Annotated in this window: 23 protein-coding genes and 1 tRNA gene; 14 read left to right on the top strand and 10 right to left on the bottom strand. The window is 70.8% G+C overall.

All coding sequences use genetic code 11. The annotated features are described in order from the left end of the window. Positions 1 to 94: 94 nt before the first annotated feature. Positions 95 to 1,789, top strand: coding sequence for a phenylacetic acid degradation protein PaaN (gene paaN / locus IE136_RS04820; protein WP_189599591.1), 1,695 nt, complete (start codon positions 95 to 97; stop codon positions 1,787 to 1,789). Between the two features lie 62 nt (positions 1,790 to 1,851). Here the strand turns inward: paaN and IE136_RS04815 are convergent, their stop codons facing one another. The 3 genes from IE136_RS04815 to IE136_RS04805 are packed head-to-tail and all read right to left on the bottom strand — an operon-like array spanning position 1,852 to position 4,600. Then, on the bottom strand, positions 1,852 to 2,547 hold the full coding sequence (locus tag IE136_RS04815) for a TrmH family RNA methyltransferase (protein ID WP_189599589.1): 696 nt from the start codon (positions 2,545 to 2,547) through the stop codon (positions 1,852 to 1,854). Beyond that, positions 2,544 to 3,875 (bottom strand): HTTM domain-containing protein, encoded by a 1,332-nt coding sequence (locus IE136_RS04810; RefSeq protein WP_229818633.1) that lies wholly within the window; start codon positions 3,873 to 3,875, stop codon positions 2,544 to 2,546. The genes IE136_RS04815 and IE136_RS04810 overlap by 4 nt, the downstream gene beginning before the upstream one ends. Next, positions 3,872 to 4,600 (bottom strand): DUF5819 family protein, encoded by a 729-nt coding sequence (locus IE136_RS04805; protein WP_158988493.1) that lies wholly within the window; start codon positions 4,598 to 4,600, stop codon positions 3,872 to 3,874. Before IE136_RS04805 ends, IE136_RS04810 begins: the two co-directional genes overlap by 4 nt. Positions 4,601 to 4,712: 112 nt before the next feature. Here IE136_RS04805 and paaA point away from each other — a divergent pair, with 112 nt between their 5' ends. The 6 genes from paaA to IE136_RS04775 all read left to right on the top strand — a co-directional run bounded on the left by paaA (position 4,713) and on the right by IE136_RS04775 (position 9,612). Beyond that, entirely contained in the window at positions 4,713 to 5,789 is a 1,077-nt protein-coding gene (gene paaA / locus IE136_RS04800; protein WP_229818632.1) for a 1,2-phenylacetyl-CoA epoxidase subunit PaaA, read from the top strand. Next, positions 5,786 to 6,073 (top strand): 1,2-phenylacetyl-CoA epoxidase subunit PaaB, encoded by a 288-nt coding sequence (gene paaB / locus IE136_RS04795; RefSeq protein ID WP_158988494.1) that lies wholly within the window; start codon positions 5,786 to 5,788, stop codon positions 6,071 to 6,073. Before paaA ends, paaB begins: the two co-directional genes overlap by 4 nt. Then, complete coding sequence (gene paaC / locus IE136_RS04790) at positions 6,070 to 6,795, top strand: 1,2-phenylacetyl-CoA epoxidase subunit PaaC (protein WP_229818631.1); 726 nt, start codon at positions 6,070 to 6,072, stop codon at positions 6,793 to 6,795. Before paaB ends, paaC begins: the two co-directional genes overlap by 4 nt. After that, entirely contained in the window at positions 6,789 to 7,286 is a 498-nt protein-coding gene (gene paaD, locus IE136_RS04785; protein ID WP_158988495.1) for a 1,2-phenylacetyl-CoA epoxidase subunit PaaD, read from the top strand. The genes paaC and paaD overlap by 7 nt, the downstream gene beginning before the upstream one ends. Next, positions 7,287 to 8,348, top strand: coding sequence for a 2Fe-2S iron-sulfur cluster-binding protein (locus IE136_RS04780; protein ID WP_158988496.1), 1,062 nt, complete (start codon positions 7,287 to 7,289; stop codon positions 8,346 to 8,348). It begins immediately after the preceding gene. Between the two features lie 121 nt (positions 8,349 to 8,469). Further along, positions 8,470 to 9,612, top strand: coding sequence for an acyl-CoA dehydrogenase family protein (locus IE136_RS04775; RefSeq protein WP_189599587.1), 1,143 nt, complete (start codon positions 8,470 to 8,472; stop codon positions 9,610 to 9,612). 10 nt (positions 9,613 to 9,622) lie between these two features. On the opposite strand, the gene IE136_RS04770 is transcribed toward IE136_RS04775, so the two are convergent. The 4 genes from IE136_RS04770 to IE136_RS04755 all read right to left on the bottom strand — a co-directional run bounded on the left by IE136_RS04770 (position 9,623) and on the right by IE136_RS04755 (position 13,639). Continuing rightward, positions 9,623 to 9,967: a rhodanese-like domain-containing protein gene (locus IE136_RS04770; RefSeq protein WP_158988498.1), complete on the bottom strand. Its 345-nt coding sequence runs from the start codon at positions 9,965 to 9,967 to the stop codon at positions 9,623 to 9,625. Positions 9,968 to 10,009: 42 nt separating this feature from the next. Then, the gene (locus IE136_RS04765) at positions 10,010 to 10,849 is read right to left on the bottom strand and encodes a J domain-containing protein (RefSeq protein ID WP_373309014.1); all 840 of its coding nucleotides are present in this window, start codon (positions 10,847 to 10,849) and stop codon (positions 10,010 to 10,012) included. Positions 10,850 to 10,990: 141 nt separating this feature from the next. Beyond that, positions 10,991 to 12,439 (bottom strand): DUF2252 domain-containing protein, encoded by a 1,449-nt coding sequence (locus tag IE136_RS04760; RefSeq protein WP_158988499.1) that lies wholly within the window; start codon positions 12,437 to 12,439, stop codon positions 10,991 to 10,993. Positions 12,440 to 12,565: 126 nt separating this feature from the next. After that, entirely contained in the window at positions 12,566 to 13,639 is a 1,074-nt protein-coding gene (locus tag IE136_RS04755; RefSeq protein ID WP_229818630.1) for an ABC-2 transporter permease, read from the bottom strand. 93 nt (positions 13,640 to 13,732) lie between these two features. Here IE136_RS04755 and IE136_RS04750 point away from each other — a divergent pair, with 93 nt between their 5' ends. Then, positions 13,733 to 14,188: a MarR family winged helix-turn-helix transcriptional regulator gene (locus tag IE136_RS04750; RefSeq protein WP_158988500.1), complete on the top strand. Its 456-nt coding sequence runs from the start codon at positions 13,733 to 13,735 to the stop codon at positions 14,186 to 14,188. Positions 14,189 to 14,225: 37 nt separating this feature from the next. On the opposite strand, the gene IE136_RS04745 is transcribed toward IE136_RS04750, so the two are convergent. From IE136_RS04745 to IE136_RS04735, 3 genes are all read right to left on the bottom strand, one after another. Further along, positions 14,226 to 14,885 carry a response regulator gene (locus IE136_RS04745; protein WP_189599584.1) on the bottom strand — a complete coding sequence of 220 codons (660 nt, stop codon included), beginning with the start codon at positions 14,883 to 14,885 and terminating at the stop codon, positions 14,226 to 14,228. A 39-nt stretch (positions 14,886 to 14,924) separates the two neighbouring features. After that, positions 14,925 to 16,604 carry a sensor histidine kinase gene (locus tag IE136_RS04740; protein ID WP_189599752.1) on the bottom strand — a complete coding sequence of 560 codons (1,680 nt, stop codon included), beginning with the start codon at positions 16,602 to 16,604 and terminating at the stop codon, positions 14,925 to 14,927. A gap of 311 nt (positions 16,605 to 16,915) precedes the next feature. Further along, positions 16,916 to 17,002 (bottom strand) — tRNA-Leu (locus IE136_RS04735). A 440-nt stretch (positions 17,003 to 17,442) separates the two neighbouring features. Between IE136_RS04735 and IE136_RS04730 the strand changes: the two genes are divergently transcribed. The 6 genes from IE136_RS04730 to pknB form a co-directional block, all read left to right on the top strand. After that, complete coding sequence (locus IE136_RS04730) at positions 17,443 to 18,297, top strand: FHA domain-containing protein (protein ID WP_158988502.1); 855 nt, start codon at positions 17,443 to 17,445, stop codon at positions 18,295 to 18,297. Between the two features lie 10 nt (positions 18,298 to 18,307). Further along, complete coding sequence (locus IE136_RS04725; RefSeq protein ID WP_158988503.1) at positions 18,308 to 18,829, top strand: FHA domain-containing protein FhaB/FipA; 522 nt, start codon at positions 18,308 to 18,310, stop codon at positions 18,827 to 18,829. A gap of 168 nt (positions 18,830 to 18,997) precedes the next feature. Further along, on the top strand, positions 18,998 to 20,497 hold the full coding sequence (locus IE136_RS04720; protein WP_158988504.1) for a Stp1/IreP family PP2C-type Ser/Thr phosphatase: 1,500 nt from the start codon (positions 18,998 to 19,000) through the stop codon (positions 20,495 to 20,497). A 26-nt stretch (positions 20,498 to 20,523) separates the two neighbouring features. Continuing rightward, positions 20,524 to 21,966 carry an FtsW/RodA/SpoVE family cell cycle protein gene (locus tag IE136_RS04715; protein ID WP_158988505.1) on the top strand — a complete coding sequence of 481 codons (1,443 nt, stop codon included), beginning with the start codon at positions 20,524 to 20,526 and terminating at the stop codon, positions 21,964 to 21,966. Further along, positions 21,963 to 23,429 carry a peptidoglycan D,D-transpeptidase FtsI family protein gene (locus IE136_RS04710; protein WP_158988506.1) on the top strand — a complete coding sequence of 489 codons (1,467 nt, stop codon included), beginning with the start codon at positions 21,963 to 21,965 and terminating at the stop codon, positions 23,427 to 23,429. The genes IE136_RS04715 and IE136_RS04710 overlap by 4 nt, the downstream gene beginning before the upstream one ends. Before the next feature lie 154 nt (positions 23,430 to 23,583). Then, the coding region (gene pknB, locus IE136_RS04705) for a Stk1 family PASTA domain-containing Ser/Thr kinase (protein ID WP_189599583.1) at positions 23,584 to 25,532 on the top strand (1,949 nt) is incomplete at its 3' end.

Here is a 25,532-nt window from a genome sequence, read left to right as displayed (position 1 = left end):
AGCTTCGACAGAACCCCTTGTCCCGACCGATCGTTCGGTTACTCTAACTCTGTCCGCCCGTCCACGCCCAGCTCGACGAGGAGTTGGTCCCGCAATGGCCGCCGCTCAGCTGACCACCGACGCCCTGGCCGAGAAGCACCGGTCCACACTCGACCAGGCTCTCGACACCATCCGCACCCGTGCCTACTGGTCGCCGCACCCCGAGCATCCCAAGGCCTACGGCGAGAACGGCTCGCTGGACGCCGCCGCGGGCCTCGACGCGTACAAGTCGCTCCTCGACCGGCGCTTCGAACTGGACCAGCCCGGCACGGACGGCTGGACCGGTGGCGAGATCTCGCCTTATGGCCCCGCCCTCGGCGTGGAGTACCCGCACGCCGACATCGACGTCCTGCTGCCCGCGATGCGCGTCGGCATGGCCGCCTGGCGCGACGCCGGCGCCGAGGTGCGCGCCCTGGTCTGCCTGGAGATCCTCGCCCGGATCTCCGCCCGTACGCACGAGTTCGCGCACGCGGTCATGCACACCAGCGGCCAGGCCTTCATGATGGCGTTCCAGGCCGGCGGCCCGCACGCCCAGGACCGCGGTCTGGAGGCGGTGGCGTACGCGTACGCCGAACAGACCCGCACTCCCGGCAGCGCCGACTGGTCCAAGCCGCAGGGCAAGCGGGACCCTCTGGAGCTGGCCAAGTCCTTCACGCCGGTCGCCCGCGGCATCGCGCTGATGATCGGCTGCAACACCTTCCCGACGTGGAACGGCTACCCGGGCCTGTTCGCCTCCCTGGCCACCGGCAACCCGGTCCTGGTCAAGCCGCACCCGCGTGCCGTCCTCCCGCTGGCGCTCACGGTCCGCGTCGCCCGCGAGGTCCTGGCCGAGGCCGGATTCGACCCCAACCTGGTCGCGGTGGCCGTCGAGCGGCCCGGCGAGGGCATCGCCAAGACCCTGGCCGTCCGCCCCGAGATCCGGATCATCGACTACACCGGGTCCACCGCCTTCGGCGAATGGCTGGAGACCCACGCCCGCCAGGCGCAGGTCTACACGGAGAAGGCGGGCGTCAACACGGTGGTCGTCGACTCCACCGACGACTACAAGGGAATGCTGTCCAACCTGGCGTTCTCCCTCTCGCTCTACAGCGGCCAGATGTGCACCACCCCGCAGAACCTGCTGATCCCCCGCGACGGCATCACCACGGACGCGGGACCCAAGTCGTACGACGAGGTGGTCACCGATCTCGCCGCCGCGGTCGGCGGTCTCCTCGGCGACGACGCGCGGGCGAACGCCCTGCTCGGCGCCTTGGTCAACCCCGATGTGAAGGCGCGACTGGAGGCCGCGGCCGGCCTCGGCGAGGTGGCGCTCGCCTCCCGCGAGGTCGCCAACCCGGACTTCCCGGACGCCGTGGTCCGTACGCCCGTCATCGTGAAGCTCGACGGCTCCAAGCCGGACGACGAGGCCGCGTACCTCTCCGAGTGCTTCGGCCCGGTCTCCTTCGCCGTCTCCGTCGACTCGACCACCGACGCGCTGGAGCTGCTGCGCCGCACGGTCCGGGAGAAGGGCGCGATGACGGTCGGCGCGTACACGACCTCGGCCGACACCGAGCGCGCCGTCGAGGAGGTCTGCCTGGAGGAGTCGGCCCAGCTCTCGCTGAACCTGACGGGCGGGGTCTACGTCAACCAGACCGCCGCCTTCTCCGACTTCCACGGCTCCGGCGGCAACCCTGCCGCGAACGCGGCGCTGTGCGACAGCGCCTTCGTCGCCAACCGCTTCCGGGTGGTGGAGGTTCGCCGCCAGGCGTGAGCCAGGGCGCTCGCGGGGGCCCTCAGGGCCCCCGCGAGCACTCCCAAGGCCTCAGCGCCGTATCAGCCCCGGCCCGACCCCTGCCCCTGCAGGGGCTTGGCGCCGTCGCCGACCTCGGCGTACCGCTGCACCCAAGCGTGCATCGCGATCGCGGCCGCGGCGCCCGCGTTGATCGACCGGGTCGAGCCGAACTGGGCGATCGAGCAGACCATCGCCGCGTGCTCGCGCGCCTCCTCGGTGAGCCCCGGCCCCTCCTGCCCGAACAGCAGCACACAGCGCCGCGGCAGCACGGTCCGCTCCAGCGGCACCGCGCCCGGCAGATTGTCGATCCCGATGATCGGCAGCTCCTCGGCGGCCGCCCACGCCGTCAGCGACGCGGTGTCGGGGTGGTGGCGCACATGCTGGTAGCGGTCGGTGACCATGGCACCGCGCCGGTTCCAGCGCCGCCGGCCCACGATGTGGATCTCCTTGGCCAGGAAGGCGTTGGCGGTCCGCACCACCGACCCGATGTTGAAGTCGTGGCCCCAGTTCTCCACCGCGACATGGAAGTCGTGCCGGCGGGTGTCCAGGTCGGCGACGATCGCCTCCCGCGTCCAGTAGCGGTAGCGGTCGACGACGTTGCGCCGGTCGCCCCCGGCCAGCAGCTCGGGGTCGTAGCGCTCACCGTCCGGCCAGGGCTGCGGATGCGGCCCCACACCGACCTCGGGGGCGTACCCCTCGTCGAACTGGATCGGCTCGGACTCTTCTGCGGTGCTCACCCCACGAGGGTACGGGGGGTGTTCTCACCGCCCGTACGACGCTGCTCCGGCACCCTCCCCCCGTACCGGCGCGGCAACAGCCGGGACAGCAGCCGGTCCCGGCCGCGCCCCACCCGCGCCCCGAGCCAGACCAGGAAAGCCGTCGGCAGGAACACCGCGTCCGCGGAGATCATGGCGAGCGAGAACAGCGGCAGCCCGAGGAGCACGGCGATCCCGGCGTGCTCAAGCATCATCGCGACCAGCAGGACGTTCTTCACCCTGCGGTTGAAGAGGGCGAACGGGAAGGCGACCTGGACCAGCACGGTGCCGTAGGTCAACACCATCACCATCACGCCGCTGGATGCGAGCAGGTCGGAGAGGGCCGGCCAGGGCGTGAAGTAGTCCAGATGAAGCGGGTAGTACAGCGCCGTGCCGTCCTGCCAGCGCGAACCCTGGATCTTGTACCAGCCGGCCGTGGCGTAGATCAGACAGACCTCGGCCATCATCACGACGAGCGCGCCGTTGTGGGCGAGGTTGGCGAGGACGTCGAGGAGCGTGCGCGGCTCGCCCGGGGTGAAGCGGCACACCAGCCACCACAGCGCCTGCCCCAGCCACAGCACCCACAGCAGCACCACCAGCCACACAGATCCGGTCACATCGGCGAAGGCGGTGGCGGCGAGCAGGAAGCCCCCCAGCACCGTCCACAGCAGCGGGCCGACGACGTCTCGGCGGGGCGGCAGGCCGTGCGCGTCCTCGTTCGCCTCGTCGCGGGCCTCGCCGTGCGCCGCGGCGCGGGCTTCCCTGGCGGCCCGGCGGGCGTCCAGTGACCAGACCTGGCCGCAGCGGGTCAGGACCAGGTAGATCGCGAGGAGGTGGAGGACGTTGTCGCCGCCGTCGCCCACGAAGACGGAGCGATTCTGCAGTGAGAGCACCCCGACCATGAAGACCACCGACACGGCACGCGTCCGCCAGCCCAGCAGCAGCAGGGCGGCGGAGAGCACGGCGAGCGCGTAGACGATCTCGAACCAGAGCCGGCCGTCCGACCACATCAGCGCCGTGAACGCGTCGTTGTCGGCGATCAGCTGCCGGCCCATCTCCCACGACCAGGGGCCGTCGGGTCCGTACAGCTCATGACGGTGGGGCAGCTCGCGCAGCAGGAAGAGCAGCCAGGTGAGTGAGACGCCGATCCGTACGATCGCGGTCTGGTACGGGCCGAGCGCCGAGGCCGTGACCCGCTGGACGGCCCGGCCGAGCCGCCGGTCGAGCGGCTCCCGGCCGTCCTCCCGCCGGACGCGCCGGACGTGCTGGACGTGCCGACCGGGGTCCGGGCTCGCCGAAGGTGCGTTCACCGGGCCTCCTCCGTACGGTTCTCCTGCGCCGCGCCGGGCAGATCGGCGGGGCCGACCCGCCACCAGGGCAGCTCCCGGTGGGCAGGGGCGGCGTCGGTCCGCTCGGTGCTCCACGGCGGGGCGGGCACCGCCCGAACCGTCTGGCGGAGCTGGATCCGCTCCACCGTGCCGCCGAGGCGCTGCCCCTCCAGGCGCAGCATGACGATCCGGCGTAGGTAACTCTCGGAGAGCGTGCCCCGCAGGCCGTTGGGCCGATGGTCGTCGGTGTGGGAGTTCAGATAGAAGTCCCACGCCCGGCGCAGCTCGTTCTGCTCGGTGTGGCTGGGCACCAGGCTGCCGCGGATCGCTTCGGCGTCCTGCGCGGAGAGATCGATCCAGCCCGTGGTGCGCCGGGAGCCGTCGGCGGGTGCGACCTGGGCGCGGACCTGGACGGAGACGTTCTGCTGGAGCGGATTGGGGGCGAAGAGCTTCCAGTTCTGCTCGAACTCGGGATAGACCCAGTCGTCCACGGCCTCGCCGTGCCGCTTGGTCAGCGTGTTCGAGGGCGCGACGTGCAGGAAGACCATCGCGAGGTGCGCGCAGGCGAGGACGCCGACGACGGCGAGCGCGACAGCCGCCACGACCTGGTACGGGAGCGAGAGCGAGGCGATCCCCGCACCGGAGGGGGCGTCCGGTTCGGGGGCCGGGGGCTCCTCGAGTCCGCCCGCGTCGTCGTACGCGTCCATCCTGCCCCGATCCCGTTCGGCCCACCCCGGTTATCCACAGGGTTGACACCATACGGGCCGCCGACCGACCATTGAAGTCATTCAACCGAACGATCGGTCGGTAGGGGGTCCGATGACCGCAGGGACGGCAGCGACAGCCGTGACAGCAGTGACCGCGGACGCACAGGGCGTGCGAGCCGAGCAGGACACCGCCGCGGCGGCCGGCCAGGCCGCCCACGAGGCGGTGTTCGATGCCGCCGTCGCCGCCGACGAGCGCATCGAACCGCGCGACTGGATGCCCGACGCCTACCGGGCCTCCCTCGTCCGCCAGATCGCGCAGCACGCCCACTCCGAGATCATCGGCATGCAGCCGGAGGCCAACTGGATCACCCGCGCCCCCACACTGCGGCGCAAGGCCATCCTCATGGCCAAGGTCCAGGACGAGGCAGGCCACGGCCTGTACCTGTACAGCGCGGCGGAGACCCTCGGCACCAGCCGCGACGAGCTCCTCGACAAACTCCACTCCGGCCGCCAGAAGTACTCCTCGATCTTCAACTACCCCACCCTGACCTGGGCCGACGTCGGCGCGATCGGCTGGCTCGTGGACGGCGCCGCCATCACCAACCAGGTCCCCCTCTGCCGCTGCTCGTACGGCCCGTACGCCCGCGCCATGATCCGGGTCTGCAAGGAGGAGTCCTTCCACCAGCGTCAGGGATACGAAGCCCTCCTCGCCCTCTCCAAGGGCACCGAGGCGCAGCACGCCATGGCCCAGGACGCGGTGAACCGCTGGTGGTGGCCGTCCCTGATGATGTTCGGCCCGCCGGACGACGAGTCGGCCCACTCCGCCCAGTCCATGGCCTGGAAGATCAAGCGGCACTCCAACGACGAACTGCGCCAGCGCTTCGTCGACATCGCCGTCCCCCAGGCCGAAGCCCTCGGACTCACCCTCCCCGACCCGGACCTGCGGTGGAACGAGGAACGCGGACACTACGACTTCGGACCCATCGACTGGACCGAGTTCTGGGACGTCCTCAAGGGCAACGGCCCCTGCAACGAACAGCGGCTCAGCAAGCGCCGCCAGGCCCACGAGGACGGCGCCTGGGTCAGAGAAGCCGCCGCCGCGTACGCCGACAAGCACTCGACGAACCACCCAGAGCAGCACACACAGCAGCGCACGGAGCAGCAGGAGAACGGGGAGGCACGGGCATGACCACCGACGGATGGCCCCTGTGGGAGGTGTTCGTCCGCTCGCGCCGCGGACTTTCCCACACCCACGCGGGCAGCCTGCACGCCCCGGACGCCGAAATGGCCCTGCGCAACGCCCGGGACCTGTACACCCGCCGAGGCGAAGGCGTCTCCCTCTGGGTCGTCCCCTCCGCCGCGATCACCGCCTCCTCCCCCGACGAGAAGGACCCCTTCTTCGACCCGTCGGCTGACAAGCCCTACCGCCACCCGACGTTCTACGAGATCCCGGAGGGGGTGAAGCACCTGTGACCGCGCAGACCACCGCGATCGAGGCCGCCGCCCTCGCCCTCGGCGACGACGCCCTCGTGCTCTCCCACCGCCTCGGAGAATGGGCGGGCAACGCCCCCGTCCTCGAGGAGGACGTCGCCCTCGCCAACATCGCGCTCGACCTCCTCGGCCAGGCACGCGTCCTGCTCTCCCTCGTCGGCGACGAGGACGAACTCGCCTACCTCCGGGAAGAGCGCGCCTTCCGCAACACCCAGCTCGTCGAGCAGCCGAACGGCGACTTCGCCCACACCATCGCCCGCCAGCTCTACTTCTCCACCTACCAGAAGCTCCTCTACGGACAGCTGGCATCCGGCGAAGGACCCTTCAGCGGCCTCGCGGCCAAGGCCGTCAAGGAAGTCGCCTACCACCAGGACCACGCCGAGCACTGGACCCTGCGCCTCGGCGACGGCACCCCCGAGAGCCACACCCGCATGCAGCGGGCCTGCGACGCCCTCTGGCGCTACACCGGCGAAATGTTCCAGCCCGTCGACGGGCTCGACGTGGACCTCACCGCCATGGAGAACAGCTGGCTGGCATCGGTCACCGCCGTCCTCGAACAGGCCACCCTCACCGTGCCGGACGGGCCCCGCACCGGCGCCTGGACCGCAGGCGCCGGCCGACAGGGCCTGCACACCGAACCCTTCGGACGGATGCTCGCCGAGATGCAGCACCTCCACCGCAGCCACCCGGGGGCGACATGGTGACCATGACGGCCCTGGAGGAGGAACTGAGCCGGATCGCCGGCGCCGTCCCCGACCCCGAGCTGCCCGTCCTCACCCTGCGGGAACTGGGAGTCCTGCGCGGCGTCCAGGTGCTCGGCCCCGGCCGGGTCGAGGTCGAACTGACCCCGACCTACACCGGCTGCCCCGCGATCGAGGCCATGGCCTCCGACATCGAGCGCGCCCTGCACGACCACGGCGTGCCCGAGGTCTCCGTCGTCACCGTCCTCGCCCCCGCCTGGTCCACGGACGACATCAGCGACGAAGGCCGCCGCAAACTGGCCGAGTACGGCATCGCCCCGCCCCGCCCGCAGGGCCCGGCCGACGGCCCCATACCCCTCACCCTGGCGATCCGCTGCCCCCACTGCGGCTCCACCGACACCGAACTGCTGAGCCGGTTCTCCTCCACGGCCTGCAAGGCACTGCGCCGCTGCACGACCTGCCGCGAACCGTTCGACCACTTCAAGGAGTTGTAGATGTTCCACCCGCTCGAGGTGAGCGAGGTCGAGCAGCTCACGGACGACTCGGTGGCCGTCACCTTCGCGGTCCCGCCCGAGCTGCGCGAAACCTACCGCCACCTCCCCGGCCAGCACCTCGCCCTGCGCCGCACCACGCCGAACGGCGAGGAGATCCGCCGCACGTACTCGATCTGCGCCCCCGCCACCCCGGCCGGCCAGGACCCCGTACTGCGCGTGGGCATCCGCCGGGTCGACGGCGGCGAGTTCTCCACGTACGCCCTCAAGGAACTGGCCGTCGGCGACACCGTCGAGGTCATGGAGCCCACCGGCCGCTTCGTCCTCGCTCCCCGCCCCGGGCACTTCGCCGCCGTCGTCGGCGGCAGCGGCATCACCCCAGTCCTCTCGATGGCGGCGACACTCCTCGCACAGGAACCCGAAGCCCGGTTCTGCCTGATCCGCAGCGACCGAACCGCCTCTTCCACAATGTTCCTCGACGAGGTGGCCGACCTCAAGGACCGCTACCCCGACCGCTTCCAGCTCGTCACCGTGCTCTCCCGGGAGGAACAGCAGTCGGGCCTCCCCTCCGGACGCCTCGACCAGGAACGGCTCACCGGCCTGCTGCCCGCGCTCCTGCCCGTCGGCGACATCGACGGCTGGTTCCTGTGCGGCCCCTTCGGCCTCGTGCAGAGCGCCGAACACGCCCTGCGCGGACTCGGCGTCGAACGCGGCCGGATCCACCAGGAGATCTTCCACGTCGACGACGGATCGGCCCCCGCCCCGGCGCCCACCACCGGCGCACCCGTCCACGCCACCCTGACAGCCACCCTGCACGGCCGCTCCGGCAACTGGCCCGTACAGGAGGGCGAGACGCTGCTCGACACCGTGCTCCGGGCCCGCGCCGACGCCCCCTACGCCTGCAAGGGCGGCGTGTGCGGCACCTGCCGCGCCTTCCTGGTCGGCGGCGAGGTCCGGATGGACCGCAACTTCGCACTGGAGCCCGAGGAGACCGAAGCCGGCTACGTCCTGGCCTGCCAGTCGCACCCCGCCACGGCGGAAGTGGAGCTCGACTTCGACCGCTGACACCCGGCGGCACCGGAAGCCCTGCGCGGCCATTCCCTTCCCCTAGAACCTGTTCTATCTTGACGATCCGTCAGACGCCGGATCGTCAAGGCGGAAACAGCACCAACGGGAGGGCACGGCTGTGGACTTCACCTTCACCGAGGAACAGCAGGCGGCCGTCGAGGCAGCCCGAGCGATCTTCTCCGACGTCCCGCCCGACGGCGTACCGAGCCCCGCGCTCACCCCCGGCGCCGTCGCCGACGACTTCGACCGACCGCTCTGGTCCCGCCTCGCCGCCGCCGACCTCCTCGGCCTGGCCCTCGCCCCCGAACACGGCGGCGCCGGCCTCGACACCATCGCGCTCTGCCTCGTCCTGCGCGAATCCGCCCGCGTCCTCGCCCGCGTACCCCTCCTGGAAACCAGCGCGGTCGCCATGACCGTCCAGCGGTACGCCGACGCCCACACCGCCGCCTCCCTGCTCCCGGGCGTCGGCCGCGGCGAACTCGTCCTCACCGCCGCCTCCAACGGCCGCAGCGGACACGACCCCGCCGAACTCGCCGTCACCGCCCACCGCGACGGCAGCGACGGCACCGGCTGGACCCTCGACGGCCTCCAGAGCGCCGTCCCCTGGGCACACGCCGCCGACCGCATCGCCGTCCCCGCCCACACCTCCGAAGGACACACCGTCCTCGCCCTGGTCCCCCGCACCCATCCGGGCCTCACCCTGGCCGAGCAGTACTCCACCAGCGGAGAACTCCTCGCCGAACTCCACCTCGACTCCGTACGCCTCACCGACGACGACGTCATCACCGCCGACGGCGCCTGGGAATGGCTCCGCGGCGTCCTCACTACCGGGACCTGCGCCCTCGCCCTCGGCCTCGGCGAGAACGTCCTCACCATGACCAGCCGGTACACCGGAAAACGCGAGCAGTTCGGCCACCCCGTGGCCACCTTCCAGGCAGTCGCCGTCCAGGCCGCCGACCGCTACATCGACCTGCGCGCCATGGAAGTCACCCTCTGGCAGGCCGCCTGGCGCATCAGCACCGGAGCCGACGGACCGCTACCCCCCGCCGCGGACATCGCCGTCGCCAAGATCTGGGCATCGGAAGGCGTACGCCGCGTGGTGCAGACCGCGCAGCACCTCCACGGCGGCATCGGCGCCGACACCGGCCACCCCCTGCACCGCTACCACGCCTGGGCCAAGCAGCTCGAACTCGCCCTCGGCCCCGCCCCGGCCCACGAGGAAGCATTGGGCGACCTGCTGGCCGCCCACCCACTCGCCTAGAAGAACCTGATCAGAGGACGAAGGCCGGGCTGCCGCTCTCCGTCACCATCGGACGCCCGGCGCCGTCCCAGGCCAGCATGCCGCCGTCGACGTTCACCGCGTCGATCCCCTGCTGCACCAGGTACTGCGTCACCTGCGCCGAACGGCCACCGACCCGGCACATCACAAAGGCACGGCGACCCTCGGCCACCGCCTCCGTCACCTCACCGAAGCGCGCCACGAAGTCGCTCATCGGCACATGCAGCGCGCCCTCGACGTGACCGGCCGCCCACTCGTCGTCCTCCCGGACGTCCAGCACCAGGGCATCGGCCGGCACGGAGGCCACGTCCACCGAGGGCAGCGGGGCGAAATTCATGGGACAGGCCTTCTCTCGTCGGAACCGCTCTTCGAAAAAAACCTACTGCACCAGCGCGGACAGCTCCGCTTCCCGCTCGGAGACCTGCGCGAGAAGCTGCTCGGCGATCTCCTCCAGGAGCCTGTCCGGGTCGTCCGGCGCCATCCGCAGCATCGCGCCGATCGCGCTCTCCTCCAGCTCCCGGGCCACCACGGTCAGCAGCTCCTTACGGTGCGACAGCCACTCGAGCCGCGCGTACAGCTCCTCGCTCTCGCTGAGCGGCTCCTTCTCGGGCACCGGACCGGCCGCCCACTCGGCCGACAGCTCCCGCAGCAGCCCGGCGTCACCGCGTGCGTACGCCGCGTTCACCCGCGTGATGAACTCCTCACGCCGCTTCCGCTCGTCCTCGTCCCGCGCCAGGTCCGGGTGCGCCTTACGGGCCAGCTCGCGATACAGCTTGCGGGCCTCCTCGCTCGGCCGGACCCGCTTGGGCGGCTGCACCGACTGCCCGGTCAGCATCGCGGCGGCCTCGGGGGACAGCCCTTCGGAGTCGATCCAGTCGTGGAACAGCTCCTCGACGCCCGGCATCGGCATGACGCCCGCCCGCGCCTCCTGCGCCCGCCGCAGATCCTCCGGATCCCCGCTCCGGGCGGCCCGTGCCTCGGCGATCTGCGCGTCCAGCTCGTCGAGCCGCGCGTACATGGGGCCGAGCTTCTGGTGGTGCAGCCGGGAGAAGTTGTCCACCTCCACCCGGAAGGTCTCCAACGCGATCTCGAACTCGATCAGCGCCTGCTCGGCCACCCGCACGGCCTTCTCCAGCCGCGCCTCGGGCCGCTCGCCTCCGGGCCCACCGCCCGTGGCGGCACCCTCCGCGCCGGCACCCCGGTCCGCGCCCTGGTCCACGTCCACGTCCTCGCTCCGGCTCGTCACCCCACCAGCCTACGATCCCCCGGGGGGCCCTCCCCCCTCCCTCCCCCCGCCCCATCCCCCGTGTTCGTCGGCGCGGCGTGGTGGCAGGCGGCAGGCATCAGCTGCCGTCGGCCGTCACACGCCCCGCTCGGCCGGTATCCGGCCGTTGTTCACCGCCTTCACCAGGTCGGTGTGGTCCGCCGTGGTGCGGTCCGCGTATGCCACGGCGAAGGCGGCGATCGCCTCGTCCAGTTCCTCGTTCTTGCCGCAGTAGCCGGCTATCAGCCGCGGGTCGGCGCTGTGGGCGTGGGCGCGGGCCAGCAGTGCGCCGGTCATGCGCCCGTAGTCGTCGAGCTGGTCGGGCGTGAGGGCGGTGGCGTCGACGCTGCCCTTGCGGTTGCGGAACTGACGCACCTGGAAGGGGCGCCCGTCCACCGTCGTCCAGCCCAGGAGGATGTCGCTGACGACCTGCATCCGCTTCTGGCCCATGACCACTCGCCGCCCCTCGTGGTCCGGGGCGGCGTCGGGGAAGCCGACGGCCGGAAGGTGGGGGAGCAGGGCGGAGGGCCGTGCCTCCTTCACCTGGAGGACCAGCGGCTCGCCCCGGTGGTCGAGCAGCAGGACGACGTAGGAACGCGTGCCGACGCTGCCGGTGCCGACGACGCGGAAGGCGACGTCGTGGACGGCGTACCGCGCGAGCAGCGGCAGCCGGTCCTCCGACACGGTCTTCAGGTACGCGCCGAGGGAGGCGGTGACCGCCGCCGCTTCCTCGTCGGGGACACGGCGCAGTACCGGGGGTGCGTCGACGAACCGGCGGCCTCCGCCTTCGGTGTCGGTGACGGACTCGGTCGACCGGGCGGCGAACCGGGCGCTGGTGTTGTTCCGGGCTTTCTCCGAGACGCGTTCGAGGGTGCCGAGCAGGTCGCGGGCGTCGGTGTGGGAGACGAGTTCCTCGTCGGCGATGGCGTTCCAGGCGTCGAGGGCGGGGAGGCGGGCGAGCAGCCGCATGGTGCGCCGGTAGGCGCCCACGGTGTCGAAGGCCGCGGCCCGGCAGGTGTCCTCGCTCGCGCCGGTTTCACGGCCGGCGAGGACGAGGGAGGTGGCCAGACGCTTGAGGTCCCATTCCCAGGGGCCGACGACGGTCTCGTCGAAATCGTTGAGGTCGATGACGAGCCGCCCGCGGGCGTCGCCGTAGAGGCCGAAGTTCGCCGCGTGTGCGTCGCCGCATATCTGGGCGCCGACGCCGGTGACAGGGGAGCCGACGAGATCGTGGGCCATGAGCCCGGCGGAGCCGCGCAGGAACGCGAAGGGGCTCACGGTCATTCTTCCGACGCGTATCGGTGCCAGCTCCGGTACCCGGTCGCGGCTCGACTCCTCGACGGCGCGTACGGCGTCGGGCCGGTCGGCGGCGAGTGACAGGGTGTCGTGGGTGGAGCGGGGGACTCGTCCGCGCAGGGCTTTGCCGCGTTCCTTGGGGGAGTCGGTGGCCCCGGCGGGGGCTCGCTTCGCGAATCCGGGCACGTGCGGAATGCGCGCGTGTCCGGTACTCCGCTGTTCTGGTACCGCTGCCGCGATCTCGCCCATGGGACGTCCTCCCCCGACTCGTACGACGCTGTCCAACATCAACTGGGCATGACGGTACAGCCGGGCCCGGCGGCCCGTCTGCCCCTGTGGACAACCTGCGGTTCGGGGAAAACTACGTCACCCCTTCTAGACGCCGACGGCTTCCTCGATCTCCTCTTCCTCCTCCTTCTCGCTGGCGGTCCCGGTCGTCAGGGCGGGCCGTCGGCGGTGTGCCTCGGTGAGGCCGGCGGCGGCGGTCAGGGCGAGGCCGGCGAGGAGCCAGAGGGCGAGGACCAGGGTGTGCCGGCCGAGTCCGGTGCCGTCGAAGTACACGTGGCCGCGGACGCCTTCGACGAAACCTGCGCCGTTCCAGAAGGCGTGGAGGGAGCCGAAGAAACCGGGCTGGAGTTCGGGGCGGTAGATGCCGCCGGAGCTGGTGAAGTTGAGCATGACGAACAGGACCATCACGCCGAGGGTGGTCCAGCGGCGCAGGTAGGTGTGGAGTCCGACGCCGATGAGGAGGATGCCGGCCGCGTACAGCCAGGACAGGGCCCACAGTCCGCCGAGTCCGTGGTCGACGAGGTGGAACATCGGTCCGGCGAAGATGGTGCCGATCAGGCTGACGACGAGGGACGTTCCGGCGGCGAGGAGTGCGCGGACGCGCAGGGGGAGGACGGCGCCGGCGCCCGCGATCACGGCGACGGAGGCGTAGGAACCGATGCTGAGGGCGACGAGCAGGAAGAAGATGCCCTGTCCGGTGGGGTCGCCGGCCGAGACGGGGGCGACGTCGGTCACCTTCAGCGGTGCGCCCTGGTCCGCGGCGACCTTGGTGAAGACCTTTTCGACGGCCATGGCGCTGGTGTCGGAGGAGGCCGAGGCGACGAGCAGCTCGGGCCGGGGGCCGGGCAGGTAGGCGCCGAAGCTGGAGCGGTCGAGCAGCGCGGAGACGGCGGTCTCGCGGTCGGCGGCGGTGCGGACGTCGAGGGCGCCGTCGCCCTTGTCGTGGAGGGTCTGGGCGAGCACCTGGGCGGTGGGGCCGGAGCCGACGACGTCGACGCGCAGGTCGTGGGGTGCGGGGGCGTGGAAGGCGCCGAGGTAGGCGATTCCCATGCCGATGCACATGAGCAGGGGGGTGAGCAGGTGCCCGAGGACGTGCCGCAACGCGCTCGGGGAGTGCGGTCGTGCCGAGTTCCGGCCTGCGGGGTTCAGTCCTGTGGACACGAGCGAGCTCCTTGGTTGGCTTTTACAACTAAATTACCGTTGTACTGTACAACCAAAGCGGGACAGGCCGCGAGCGACAGTGAGGAGCGCACCATGACCGACGGCGCGCGGGACACATCCGTCGACAGCATCCAGCGGGAGCTGACGGCCTTCGCCCGCCGGGCGCGTGCCGCGGCGGCCCGGCTCCATCCCGAGCTGCCGCTCGTCTCGTACACGCTGCTCGCGCACATCGTCGACAAGCAGGGCTGCCGGGCCACCGATCTCGCCGCGCACTACCTGCTGGACAAGTCCACCGTCAGCCGGCAGGTCGCCGGTCTGGAGAAGCTCGGTCTGGTCGAGCGCCGCCCGGACCCGGACGACCACCGCGTCCAGGTCCTGCACCCGACGGAGGCGGGCGACGACCTTCTCGCCTCCACACAGGCGAGCCGCCTCGCCGCCTACCAGGAACGCCTACAGGACTGGTCGGCCGAGGACCTGGAGCGGTTCGCCGCCTATCTGATCCGCTACAACGCCGCGGGCACCGCCGGTCTCCCCGGCCCCATCCGCTGACGGGACCCCGCGGGATCCACCCGGGCGGCCTACAGAGCTACAGTCCGGCGTCCCGCGCCAGCAGCGCCGCCTGCACCCGGTTCTCACAGTCCAGCTTCGCCAGGATCCGGCTCACATACGTCTTCACCGTGGCCTCGCTCATGTGCAGCCGTCGCCCCGCGTCCGCGTTGGACAGCCCCTCCCCGAGCAGCGCGAGAACCTCCCGCTCCCGTTCGCTCAGTGCCGCCACCCGCCGTCGGGCCTCCTCGGCACGCGCCACCTCCCGGCCCGAGGCCAGCTGCTCCACCACGTGCCGGGTGGCCGCGGGCGAGAGATAGGCGTCCCCCGCCGCGGCGGCCCGCACCGCCCGGATCAGTTCGGCCGGCGCCGTGTCCTTCAGCAGGAACCCGGCGCCCCCGTGCTCCAGGGCCCGCAGGACGTTCTCCCGCTCCCCGAAGGTGGTCAACACGATCACCCGGGCCGCCGGCGCCGCCCTGCGCAGCTCCGGCAGCGCGGAGAGCCCGTCGAGCAGCGGCATCTGGATGTCGAGCAGCACGACGTCGGCGGCGTGCGTCCGCGCCCGCTCGACCGCCTCCCGGCCGTTCGCCGCCTCCGCCACCACCTCGATCTCCTGGTCGGAGGTGAGGATCATCCGGATCCCCGCTCTGATCAGCGGCTCGTCGTCGGCGATCACGACCCTGATGCGCTGCCCTGCCACTGCTTCTCCCCCACGGCTACCGATACGGCGGGGCCAGCGCTACCGCTTGACCTCGTACGACTTCTTCTCGATCAGCTTGCCGTCCTTGAAGCAGAACCGGAAAACCGGCTCGGTCTCGAAGCTGTCGCCCATCTCCGAGGACATCAAGACCAGGCACTTCGATCCGGCGGGCTCCGCGGGCCCCTTGCCGTGCAGCCCGGCGGTGGTGACCGTGTCGCCGGAGGGCAGCTTGTCGCGGACCTCCCGCTCGGCCGTGCCGACCTTCACCGCGTCGTACTGGGCGGGGTCGATCATCCCCTCCTTCAACGAGCCGACCATGAAGTAGATGCCGAAGCCGGCCGCCACCATCAGCAGCACCAGCGCGGCGAACGCGATCCCGCACCCCAGCGCGACCCCGCCGCTCCTGCTTCTGCCGCCTCCGCGCAACGCCATCGCCAACTCCCGCTCAGTGAACGTCCAGTCGGCCGGTCCGACTGCGACCGGTCCACCGTGGCGCACCACGGGCGCCGTCGACTGCTGTCGGAAGTCGTCGGCCGCATCGACCAAAGGCGCTGCTTCGACGACCCCGTACGGCAGCACTCCGGCGACCCGGAAGCCGCCGTCGTCGGTCGGGCCGGTGTGCACCATGCCGCCCACCAGCCGGGCCCGCTCGTGGAGCCCCGTCAGCCCCTGGCCTCCGCTGACCACGTCCTGCGGCGCCGCACCGGCCGCCTCGTTGACGATCTCCACGACGAAGGAGTCCGGTTCGTACCGCAGCTCCACACCGATCAGCGCGCCCGGCGCGTGCTTGTAGGCGTTGGTGAGCGCTTCCTGAACGATCCGGTACGCCGCGTGGTCGGCGGCCGGCGGCAGCGGCTGGTACTCCCCGATCCGGCGCAGCTCGACCTGGGTGCCGGCCGACCGGGCGGCCTCCACGAGCCCCTCGATACCTGCGGTCCCCCGCGCCGCCCGTCCCGATTCGTCGCCCGCGCGCACGGCCCTGTGCGGCGGCTCGGCCGGTGCCTCGATCCCGTCGCGCAGGATGCCGACGACCTCGCGCAGCTCGTGCATCGCGGTCACCGACGCGTTCCGCAAAACGCCGACGGCCTCGCGCTGGCGGTCGGTCAGCTCCCGGTCCACCTCCAGTGCTCCGGTGTGGACGGAGATCAGCGCCAGTTGGTGCCCGAGGCTGTCGTGCATGTCCTGGGCGATGCGCTGCCGCTCCCGAAGCCGCGCCTGCCCGGCCACCATGGCCCGCTCCCGCAGCAACTGGGCGTTGCGTTCCTGCAGGGCGTGCAGCAGGGTCCGCCGCTGGGTCCAGTAGCGGTTGGCGAGTCCGGGCGCCAGCGTCGTCGCCAGGTAGTACAGCGTCGACAGGAGTGCGAGGCTCAGCACCCTGTGCAGGTCCCAGGCCTCGACCAGTGTCGTCGCGAGGTTCAGCACGTACGCGACCGTGAACACCACCAGCGCACGGCCCGCGCCCGCGACGTAACGCCCCGCCGACCAGCCGACGAGGATCAGCAGCACCAGGAAGCCCGGCACCAGAGGGGCGAGCGTGCCGGTGACGACCAGCACGGTCGCGGGCAGTCGGCGCCGCAGCAGCGACAACAGGGCGGCGGCCAGGGCGACCCCGGCGAGCTGCCATCCCTCGCCGCCCAGCAGTTCCTCGGTCCCGGCGGCCAGCAGCGCCATGACGACGGCGAGGACCGCCTCGCCGGCGGCCCTGCGCCGCGACCACATCCCGGGCACGGTGAACCACCGCCACCCGGCGCCGATCCCGGCTCTGATCTTCGAAGACGCGTCCACACCCGCACGATAGGCAGCGCGCCGCGCCGCCCGCGGCCCTCTTTCGTCGCGCTCTTCCGCGACGAACGTCGACGAACGTCCGACCGCGCCGACGCCCGTCCCTGCTCCGAACGTCCCACCCCGCCGATGCCCGTCCCCGTTCCGAACGTCCGACCGCGCGGCCCCCGCGCCGTGACGAATGTGACGTTCGCAACGTCGGTCAAACGCGGAAGCCCCGTAGGTCGATGACCTACGGGGCTTCCGTCTGGTGCGCGAGGGGGGAGTTGAACCCCCACGCCCTTTCGGGCACTGGAACCTGAATCCAGCGCGTCTGCCTATTCCGCCACCCGCGCATTGGGTGTGCTCCGGGCTCCCTCACCTTTCGGTGCGATCGCCTGGCGACATCTGAAGATTAGCACGTCGCAGACGGTGGATTCACATCCGTTGTTTCGCCCCCTCTTCGAGCGAACAAGGAGGAAGACAGGAGGAGACACCAGGCGTCGGCGGGAGGGAGACGGGAAGCGGGGACGAGGGAGGAGGGAGGCCAACGGGAGGGCGGCACCGGGCGACGAGCCCCGCCGGACGAGCCGGACGGTCACAGCCCCGCCCCGCTCCCCCTGCTTGGCCCCCGGGTGCGGGACACTGTCCACAGGCCGCCTCTACGATCCGTGGGGAAAGGTCTGTGAGAGGTGACACTCGTCCACAGGGCAGAGAAGGGGAACCAGCCGATTTCCCGACGCGTGGATACGATCAGTAAGCAGTACCAGGACGACAACGACGGAGGAGGTGCCCCATGGGAGTCCTGAAGCGTTTCGAGCAGCGGCTCGAAGGTCTGGTCAACGGCACCTTCGCCAAGGTCTTCAAGTCCGAGGTCCAGCCCGTCGAGATCGCCGGCGCGCTGCAGCGCGAGTGCGACAACAACGCGACGATCTGGAACCGCGAGCGGACCGTCGTCCCCAACGACTTCATCGTGGAGCTGAGCACCCCCGACTACGAGCGTCTCAGCCCGTACTCGGGACAGCTCGGCGACGAACTGTCCGGTCTCGTCCGGGACTACGCCAAGCAGCAGCGCTACACCTTCATGGGCCCCATCAAGGTCCACCTGGAGAAGGCCGACGACCTCGACACCGGTCTGTACCGGGTGCGCAGTCGCACGCTCGCGTCGAGTTCGTCACAGCAGCAGGCTCCGGTCGCCGGCCCCCAGCAGGGCCGCGCACCGGGTGGATACGGCTATCCTCCGGCCGGTGCGCCGCCGATGCCCGCGGCCCCGCCGCCGGGCGCGGCCGGCATGCAGCGGCCCGGCCAGCCGCCCGTCGGCGGCCGTCCCGCGGCCGGCGGTCCCGGCCCCATGCCCTCCTCCGGCGCCCAGGTGCGCCGGTGGATCGAGATCAACGGCACCCGCCATCAGATCTCTCGCCCGACCCTGGTCCTTGGCCGCAGCACCGACGCGGACGTGAGGATCGACGATCCCGGCGTCTCCCGCCGGCACTGCGAGATCCGGACCGGAACGCCCTCGACGATCCAGGATCTCGGGTCCACCAACGGCATCGTGGTGGACGGGCAGCACACCACCCGCGCTACGCTCCGCGACGGCTCGCGGATCGTCGTGGGCAGCACCACCATCGTTTACCGGCAAGCCGAAGGGTGAAGCGGGGGCAATGTCAGAGCTGACCCTGACGGTCATGCGGCTGGGTTTCCTGGCCGTTCTGTGGCTGTTCGTGATCGTGGCCGTCCAGGTCATTCGCAGCGACCTGTTCGGCACGCGTGTCACGCAGCGCGGTTCGCGCCGCCAGGACGCCCGGCCGCAGCAGAACGCGCGGCAGGCGGCCTCGCCGCCACCCCAGCGTGGCCAGCAGAGCGCGGGCGGCGGACGGCAGCGCCGCGGCGCCCCGACCAAGCTGGTCGTGTCCGAGGGCACCCTCACCGGCACGACGGTCGCCCTCCAGGGGCAGACCATCACGCTGGGCCGGGCCCACGACTCGACGATCGTGCTGGACGACGACTACGCCTCCAGCAGGCATGCCAGGATCTACCCGGACCGGGACGGCCAGTGGATCGTCGAGGATCTCGGGTCCACCAACGGCACGTATCTCGACCGGACCCGTCTCACCACCGCCACACCGATTCCGCTGGGCGCGCCGATCCGCATCGGCAAGACCGTCATCGAGCTGCGGAAGTAGTACGACAATGAGCGAGCGGAGCGAGCGGGCCGAGGCGGTCCCCACGACGAGCCGTGCGACGGACCGACAGGTCCGGGCCGCGGACCGGCACGGGCTCCCGACCGGAGGGTGGGCAGTGTGGCTCGAGACCGGCTGTACCCCGAGGCGGCGTCGACAGGGGAGGTGCGCATGAGTCTCTCTCTGCGCTTCGCCGCCGGGTCGCACAAGGGCATGATCCGCGAGGGCAACGAGGACTCCGGCTACGCCGGCCCCCGTCTGCTCGCCATCGCGGACGGCATGGGCGGCCAGGCCGCCGGCGAGGTCGCCTCCTCGGAGGTGATCTCCACCCTCGTCACCCTCGACGACGACGTCCCCAGTTCGGACATCCTCACCTCGCTCGGTGCCGCGGTGCAGCGCGCCAACGAGCAGCTGCGGATGATGGTCGAGGAGGACCCGCAGCTGGAGGGCATGGGCACCACGCTCACCGCCCTGCTGTGGACGGGCCAGCGCCTCGGCCTGGTGCACGTCGGCGACTCGCGCGCGTACCTGCTGCGCGACGGTGTGCTGACGCAGATCACGCAGGACCACACCTGGGTGCAGCGGCTCGTCGACGAGGGCCGGATCACCGAGGAAGAGGCCACCACCCACCCACAGCGCTCGCTCCTCATGCGGGCGCTGGGCAGTGGCGACCACGTGGAGCCGGACCTGTCGATCCGTGAGGTCCGGGCCGGCGACCGGTATCTGATCTGCTCCGACGGGCTGTCCGGAGTCGTCTCCCACCAGACGATGGAGGACACCCTCGCCAGCTACCAGGGTCCGCAGGAGACCGTGCAGGAGCTGATCCAGCTCGCGTTGCGCGGCGGCGGCCCCGACAACATCACGGTGATCGTCGCCGATGTCCTCGACGTCGACGGCGGCGACACCCTCGCCGGGCAGCTCAGCGACACCCCGGTCATCGTCGGCGCGGTCGCCGAGAACCAGGTGCCGCAGGCGGACGGCGGGGCGATGCAGACCCCGGCCGGCCGGGCCTCCGGTCTCGGCCGCCCCGCGCCGCACCAGCAGCCCCCGGCGGGCGGCTTCGGCCCGCCCGGCAGCGGCGACGACCACGGCTACGGCTCCATGCCGCCGCAGGGCTCGTTCGGCACGTACAACGACGAGGACTTCGACAAGTACGAGAAGTACGAGAAGCCGCGCACCGGGTGGAAGTGGTTCAAGCGCGGCTTCTTCCTGCTCCTCGCGCTCGCCGTGCTCGGCGGCGGACTGTACGGCGGCTACCGCTGGACGCAGACCCAGTACTACGTCGGTTCCAACGAGCAGCATGTGGCGCTGTACCGGGGCATCAGCCAGGACCTGGCCTGGGTCTCGCTCTCGGAGGTCGAGAAGGACCACCCCGAGATCGAACTCAAGTACCTCCCGCAGTACCAGCGCAAGCAGGTCGAGGACACGATCGCCGGCGGCAGCCTCGGCAAAGCGCAGACGAAGATCGCGGAGCTGTCCGCGCAGGCTTCGGCCTGCAAGAAGGCCGAGCAGCGTCGTGAGGCGGCCGACAAGGCCGCCGACCAGGCGAGCAAGCCGCCGGCCGACGGCGCGACCCCGCCAGATTCCAAGCCCACCACAGCCGCTCCCTCCCCGGGCCCCACCCTCACGGAGGACGAGCAGAAGCTGGCCTCGAACTGCGGCAAGCAGTAAGCACCCGTAGGGGGCCTTTCACCACCATGAGCGTTGTCACCAACACGACCACCATCGGCGCGATCGAAGCGCCGAGCCGCCGCAACACCGAGCTGGCGCTGCTCGCGTTCGCCGTCGTCATCCCGGTGTTCGCGTACCTCAACGTCGGGCTGGCGCTGGACGGCGAAGTGCCGTCCGGCATGCTCGGCTACGGGCTCGGCCTCGGCCTGCTCGCAGGCGTCGCGCATCTCGTGGTGCGCAGGTTCGCGCCGTACGCGGACCCGCTGCTGCTGCCCCTGGCCACGCTGCTCAACGGCATGGGCCTGGTGCTGATCTGGCGGCTCGACCAGTCCCCGCGGCTGATCGCCCTGGCGAAGCGCCAGTACGGCGCCTTCAGCGCCTCCGCGCCCAACCAGATGATGTACTCCGCGATCGGCATCGCCATGTTCGTCGGCGTGCTGCTGATTCTGAAGGACCATCGTGTCCTGCAGCGCTACACGTACATCTCCATGGTGGCGGCGCTCATCCTGCTGCTGCTGCCGCTTGTCCCGGGCCTCGGCACGGACAGCTTCGGCGCCAAGATCTGGATCAGGGTCGGCGGCTTCTCCATCCAGCCCGGTGAATTCGCCAAGCTGGTCCTGGCGGTGTTCTTCTCCGGCTACCTGATGGTGAAGCGGGACGCCCTGGCCCTGGCCAGCCGCCGCTTCATGGGGCTCTACCTGCCGCGCGGCCGCGACCTCGGCCCGATCCTGACGATCTGGGCGGTCAGCCTCCTCATCCTGGTCTTCGAGAACGACCTCGGTACCTCCCTCCTGTTCTTCGGCATGTTCGTGATCATGCTGTACGTGGCGACTGAGCGGACCAGCTGGATCGTCATGGGTCTGCTGATGGCCACGGGCGGCGCGGTCTTCGTCAGTACCTTCGCCAGCCACGTCCAGTCCCGTGTGGCAGCCTGGCTCGACCCGTTCGAGTGCCTGAAGACGGCGCCCGAAGGCAGCAACATGGCGTATGCCTGCGACCAGATGACCCAGGTGCTGATGTCCTTCGGCTCCGGCGGCATCCTCGGCACCGGCCTCGGTCAGGGCAACTCCGACCTGATCCAGTTCGCCGCCAACTCCGACTTCATCTTCGCCACCGTCGGCGAGGAGCTTGGCCTGACCGGTGTGATGGTCTTCCTGCTCCTCTACGGGCTGATCATCGAACGGGGTGTCCGCACCGCCCTAGCCGCCCGCGACCCCTTCGGCAAGCTGCTCGCGATGGGCCTGTCCGGCGCCTTCGCGCTGCAGATCTTCGTCGTGGCCGGCGGTGTGATGGGGCTCATCCCGCTGACCGGTATGACGATGCCGTTTCTCGCGTACGGCGGTTCCTCGGTGATCGCCAACTGGGCCCTGATCGGCATCCTGATCCGGATCAGCGACACCGCGCGCCGCCCGGCGCCAGCCCCCGCCCCGTCCCCCGATGCCGAGATGACCCAGGTGGTCCGTCCGTGAACAAGCCCCTGCGCCGGGTCGCGATCTTCTGCGGCCTGCTGGTCCTCGCCCTGCTGATCCGGGACAACTGGATCCAGTACGTCCGCGCCGACGAGCTGAACTCTCACCCGCGGAACAAGCGGGTCACGATCGAGCGGTACGCCAATGAGCGCGGCAACATCATCGTGGACGGCAAGCCGATCACCGGGTCGGTCGACTCCCAGGACCCGTACTACCGGTTCAAGCGGACCTACACTGACGGTCCCATGTGGGCGCCGGTGACCGGGTACGCCTCGCAGGCCTACGACGCCAACCAGATCGAGAAGATCGAGGACGGCATCCTCACCGGCAACGACGACCGGCTGTTCTTCGACCGGACGCTGGCGATGTTCACCGGCGACAAGAAGAAGGGTGGCAACGTCGTCACGACGTTGAGCAGCGCCGCCCAGAAGGCCGCGTTCAAGGGGCTCGGCAGCAAGACGGGTGCTGTCGTCGCCATAGAGCCCAGGACGGGCAAGATCCTCGCACTCGCCTCCACCCCGTCCTACGACCCGTCCTCCTTCGCCGGCTACTCCTCCAAGGACGAGAAGGCCTGGGTGGCGCTGGAGGAGGACAAGAATAAGCCGAAGCAGAACCGCGCGCTGCGCGAGATCTACCCGCCCGGCTCGGTCTTCAAGGTCGTCACGGCCGCCGCTGCGCTGGAGCACGGCAAGGTCACGGACATCGACGCGGCCACCGACACCCCCGAGCCGTACAAGATCCCGCTGTCCACCGTGCCCATGAAGAACCACGCCAGCGGCTGCCAGAACGCCAGCCTGAACGAGGCACTCCGCATCTCCTGCAACTCGGTCTTCGCCAAGCTCGGCGACCAGGTCGGCCGGGACGCCATGGCCGAGACCGCCGAGAAGTTCGGATTCAACGCCGAGCAGTTCACCCCGGTCCGTTCGGCCGCCTCCGTCTACGACAAGAAGATGGACCGCGGCGGCAACGCGCTCTCCTCGATCGGCCAGTTCAACACGGCGACGACTCCGCTCCAGATGGCCATGGTCACGGCGGCGATCGCCAACGACGGCAAGCTGATGAAGCCGTACATGATCGACAAGCTCGTGGCTCCGAACCTCGACGTGATCAAGCAGAACGAGCCGGAGGAGATGAGCCGCCCGCTGTCGCAGCGGAACGCCCAGCTGATCCAGACGATGATGGAGAACGTCGTCGAGAACGGCACCGGCGGCAAGGCCGACCTGAACACGGACGGCGTGAAGGTCGGCGGCAAGACCGGTACGGCGCAGCACGGCGAGAAGAACGCCAAGCGCCCCTACGCCTGGTTCATCTCCTACGCCAAGACCGACCAGGGCTCCCCGGTCGCCGTCGCTGTCATCGTCGAGGATTCCGCGGGCACCAGCCGTGAGGACATCAGCGGTGGCGGTCTGGCGGCCCCGATCGCGAAGGCCGTGATGAAGGCGGTCCTGAAGAACAGGAGCTGACCCTGCGGCCGGGCACCGGCCAGGTACCGGTCAGGTATCAGGTGCCGGTCGCGGGCGGAACGCCTTCCCGGGGCCGGTAGCGTATGCGCGAACAGCACACCGCCGGACCACCACATCGGTGCGGTCGGGACAGACGGAGAGGGCTGGATTAGCTATGGAAGAGCCGCGTCGCCTCGGCGGCCGGTACGAGCTGGGCTCGGTGCTCGGCCGTGGTGGCATGGCGGAGGTCTACCTCGCCCACGACACCCGGCTCGGCCGCACCGTCGCCGTGAAGACGCTGCGGGCCGACCTCGCCCGCGACCCGTCCTTCCAGGCCCGGTTCCGCCGTGAGGCCCAGTCGGCCGCCTCGCTCAACCACCCGGCGATCGTCGCGGTCTACGACACCGGCGAGGACTACGTCGACGGGGTCTCCATCCCGTACATCGTGATGGAGTACGTCGACGGCTCGACCCTGCGTGAGCTGCTCCACTCCGGGCGCAAGCTGCTGCCCGAGCGCACGCTCGAGATGACCGTGGGCATCCTCCAGGCGCTGGAGTACTCCCACCGGGCCGGCATCGTGCACCGTGACATCAAGCCGGCGAACGTCATGCTGACGCGTACCGGTCAGGTCAAGGTCATGGACTTCGGCATCGCGCGCGCCATGGGCGACGCGGGCATGACCATGACACAGACCGCGGCGGTCATCGGCACGGCCCAGTACCTCTCCCCGGAGCAGGCCAAGGGCGAGCAGGTCGACGCCCGCTCCGACCTGTACTCCACCGGCTGCCTGCTCTACGAGCTGCTGACCGTCCGGCCGCCCTTCGTGGGCGACTCGCCGGTCGCGGTCGCGTACCAGCACGTACGGGAGGAGCCGCAGCCGCCGAGCAACTTCGACGCCGAGATCACGCCCTCGATGGACGCCATCGTCCTGAAGGCGCTGGTCAAGGACCCCGACTACCGCTACCAGTCCGCGGACGAGATGCGAGCGGACATCGAGGCGTGCCTCGACGGGCAGCCGGTCGCGGCCGCGGCGGCGATGGGCGCCGCGGGGTACGGAGGCTACGGCGGCGGTTACGGCGGCTACCCGCCGGACGACCAGCCGACGAAGGCGCTGCGCCAGGCCGATCCGGCCGGCCAGACCTCCATGCTTCCGCCGATGAACCCGGACGACGGCGGCTACGGCTACGACGACCGCCCGGACCGCCGCCGCCAGCAGAAGAAGAAGTCGAACACCTCGACGATCCTGCTGGTCCTGGCGGGCATCCTGGTCCTGGTCGGCGCGATCCTGATCGGCCAAGCGCTCTTCGACGGCAAGGAGGGCCCGGAGCAGGTGATCGTGCCGTCGCTGGTCGGCAAGACGCTGGAGGAGGCCAACGGGCTCGCGGCCAACGCCCAGGTGAAGGTGGCGCAGTCCGGCGCCGAGCGCTGCGACCAGCCCAAGGGCACCATCTGCCGGCAGACGCCCGTGGCGGACGGCACGGCGAAGATGACCGTCGACGAGACCATCTCGGTCGTCATGTCGGAGGGCGCTCCGCAGATCGAGGTCCCGACGGTCACGGAGATGTCCCAGGCGAGCGCCGAGAAGCTGCTCAAGGACAAGGGCTTCAAGGTCGTCGTGAAGTCGGAGGAGTCGGACGAGGAGCCGGGCACGGTCCTGCGACAGACCCCGGACGGTGGCTCGAAGGCGGAGCAGAACTCCGACGTGACGATCACGGTGGCGAAGAAGGAGAAGTCGCAGCTGCCCGACGTCACCGGCCGGAACTACGACCAGGCCGTCCAGGACCTGAAGCTGCTGGGCTTCGAGAACGTCGCCCGCCAGGACGTGGACTCGGAGCAGCCCGCCAACACGGTCATCGGCATGAACCCGAACGGCGGCACCGACCAGCCCAAGGACGTCCAGATCACGCTGAAGGTCTCCAAGGGCCCGCAGCAGACCCAGCAGCCCGTCCCCAGCCTCTTCGGCATGACCCTGGACCAGGCCCGTGCCCAGCTCGCGGCGGCCGGCTACCAGCTCGGCACCGTGGACGGCTCGTCGGACGGCAACGCCCGCATCAAGGAGCAGGACGTCCAGGCCGGCACGGTGGGCCAGCCGAACCAGGCGATCAACGTGAAGACGTTCGGCGG

This window comes from Streptomyces lateritius (assembly GCF_014649715.1).
In the GTDB taxonomy this organism is placed as follows: domain Bacteria; phylum Actinomycetota; class Actinomycetes; order Streptomycetales; family Streptomycetaceae; genus Streptomyces; species Streptomyces lateritius.
Note: the sequence above shows the minus strand (reverse complement) of the source record. Positions and strands in the feature narration are given on the sequence as shown.

Excerpts from the sequence above, each read along its gene's own strand:
- paaN (WP_189599591.1), top strand. The coding sequence starts at position 95 with ATGGCCGCCGCTCAGCTGACCACCGACGCCCTGGCCGAGAAGCACCGG.
- IE136_RS04805 (WP_158988493.1), bottom strand. The coding sequence starts at position 4,600 with ATGGACGCGTACGACGACGCGGGCGGACTCGAGGAGCCCCCGGCCCCC.
- paaA (WP_229818632.1), top strand. The coding sequence starts at position 4,713 with ATGACCGCAGGGACGGCAGCGACAGCCGTGACAGCAGTGACCGCGGAC.
- paaB (WP_158988494.1), top strand. The coding sequence starts at position 5,786 with ATGACCACCGACGGATGGCCCCTGTGGGAGGTGTTCGTCCGCTCGCGC.
- paaD (WP_158988495.1), top strand. The coding sequence starts at position 6,789 with ATGGTGACCATGACGGCCCTGGAGGAGGAACTGAGCCGGATCGCCGGC.
- IE136_RS04780 (WP_158988496.1), top strand. The coding sequence starts at position 7,287 with ATGTTCCACCCGCTCGAGGTGAGCGAGGTCGAGCAGCTCACGGACGAC.
- IE136_RS04770 (WP_158988498.1), bottom strand. The coding sequence starts at position 9,967 with ATGAATTTCGCCCCGCTGCCCTCGGTGGACGTGGCCTCCGTGCCGGCC.
- IE136_RS04760 (WP_158988499.1), bottom strand. The coding sequence starts at position 12,439 with ATGGGCGAGATCGCGGCAGCGGTACCAGAACAGCGGAGTACCGGACAC.
- IE136_RS04750 (WP_158988500.1), top strand. The coding sequence starts at position 13,733 with ATGACCGACGGCGCGCGGGACACATCCGTCGACAGCATCCAGCGGGAG.
- IE136_RS04740 (WP_189599752.1), bottom strand. The coding sequence starts at position 16,604 with ATGTGGTCGCGGCGCAGGGCCGCCGGCGAGGCGGTCCTCGCCGTCGTC.
- IE136_RS04730 (WP_158988502.1), top strand. The coding sequence starts at position 17,443 with ATGGGAGTCCTGAAGCGTTTCGAGCAGCGGCTCGAAGGTCTGGTCAAC.
- IE136_RS04725 (WP_158988503.1), top strand. The coding sequence starts at position 18,308 with ATGTCAGAGCTGACCCTGACGGTCATGCGGCTGGGTTTCCTGGCCGTT.
- IE136_RS04720 (WP_158988504.1), top strand. The coding sequence starts at position 18,998 with ATGAGTCTCTCTCTGCGCTTCGCCGCCGGGTCGCACAAGGGCATGATC.
- IE136_RS04715 (WP_158988505.1), top strand. The coding sequence starts at position 20,524 with ATGAGCGTTGTCACCAACACGACCACCATCGGCGCGATCGAAGCGCCG.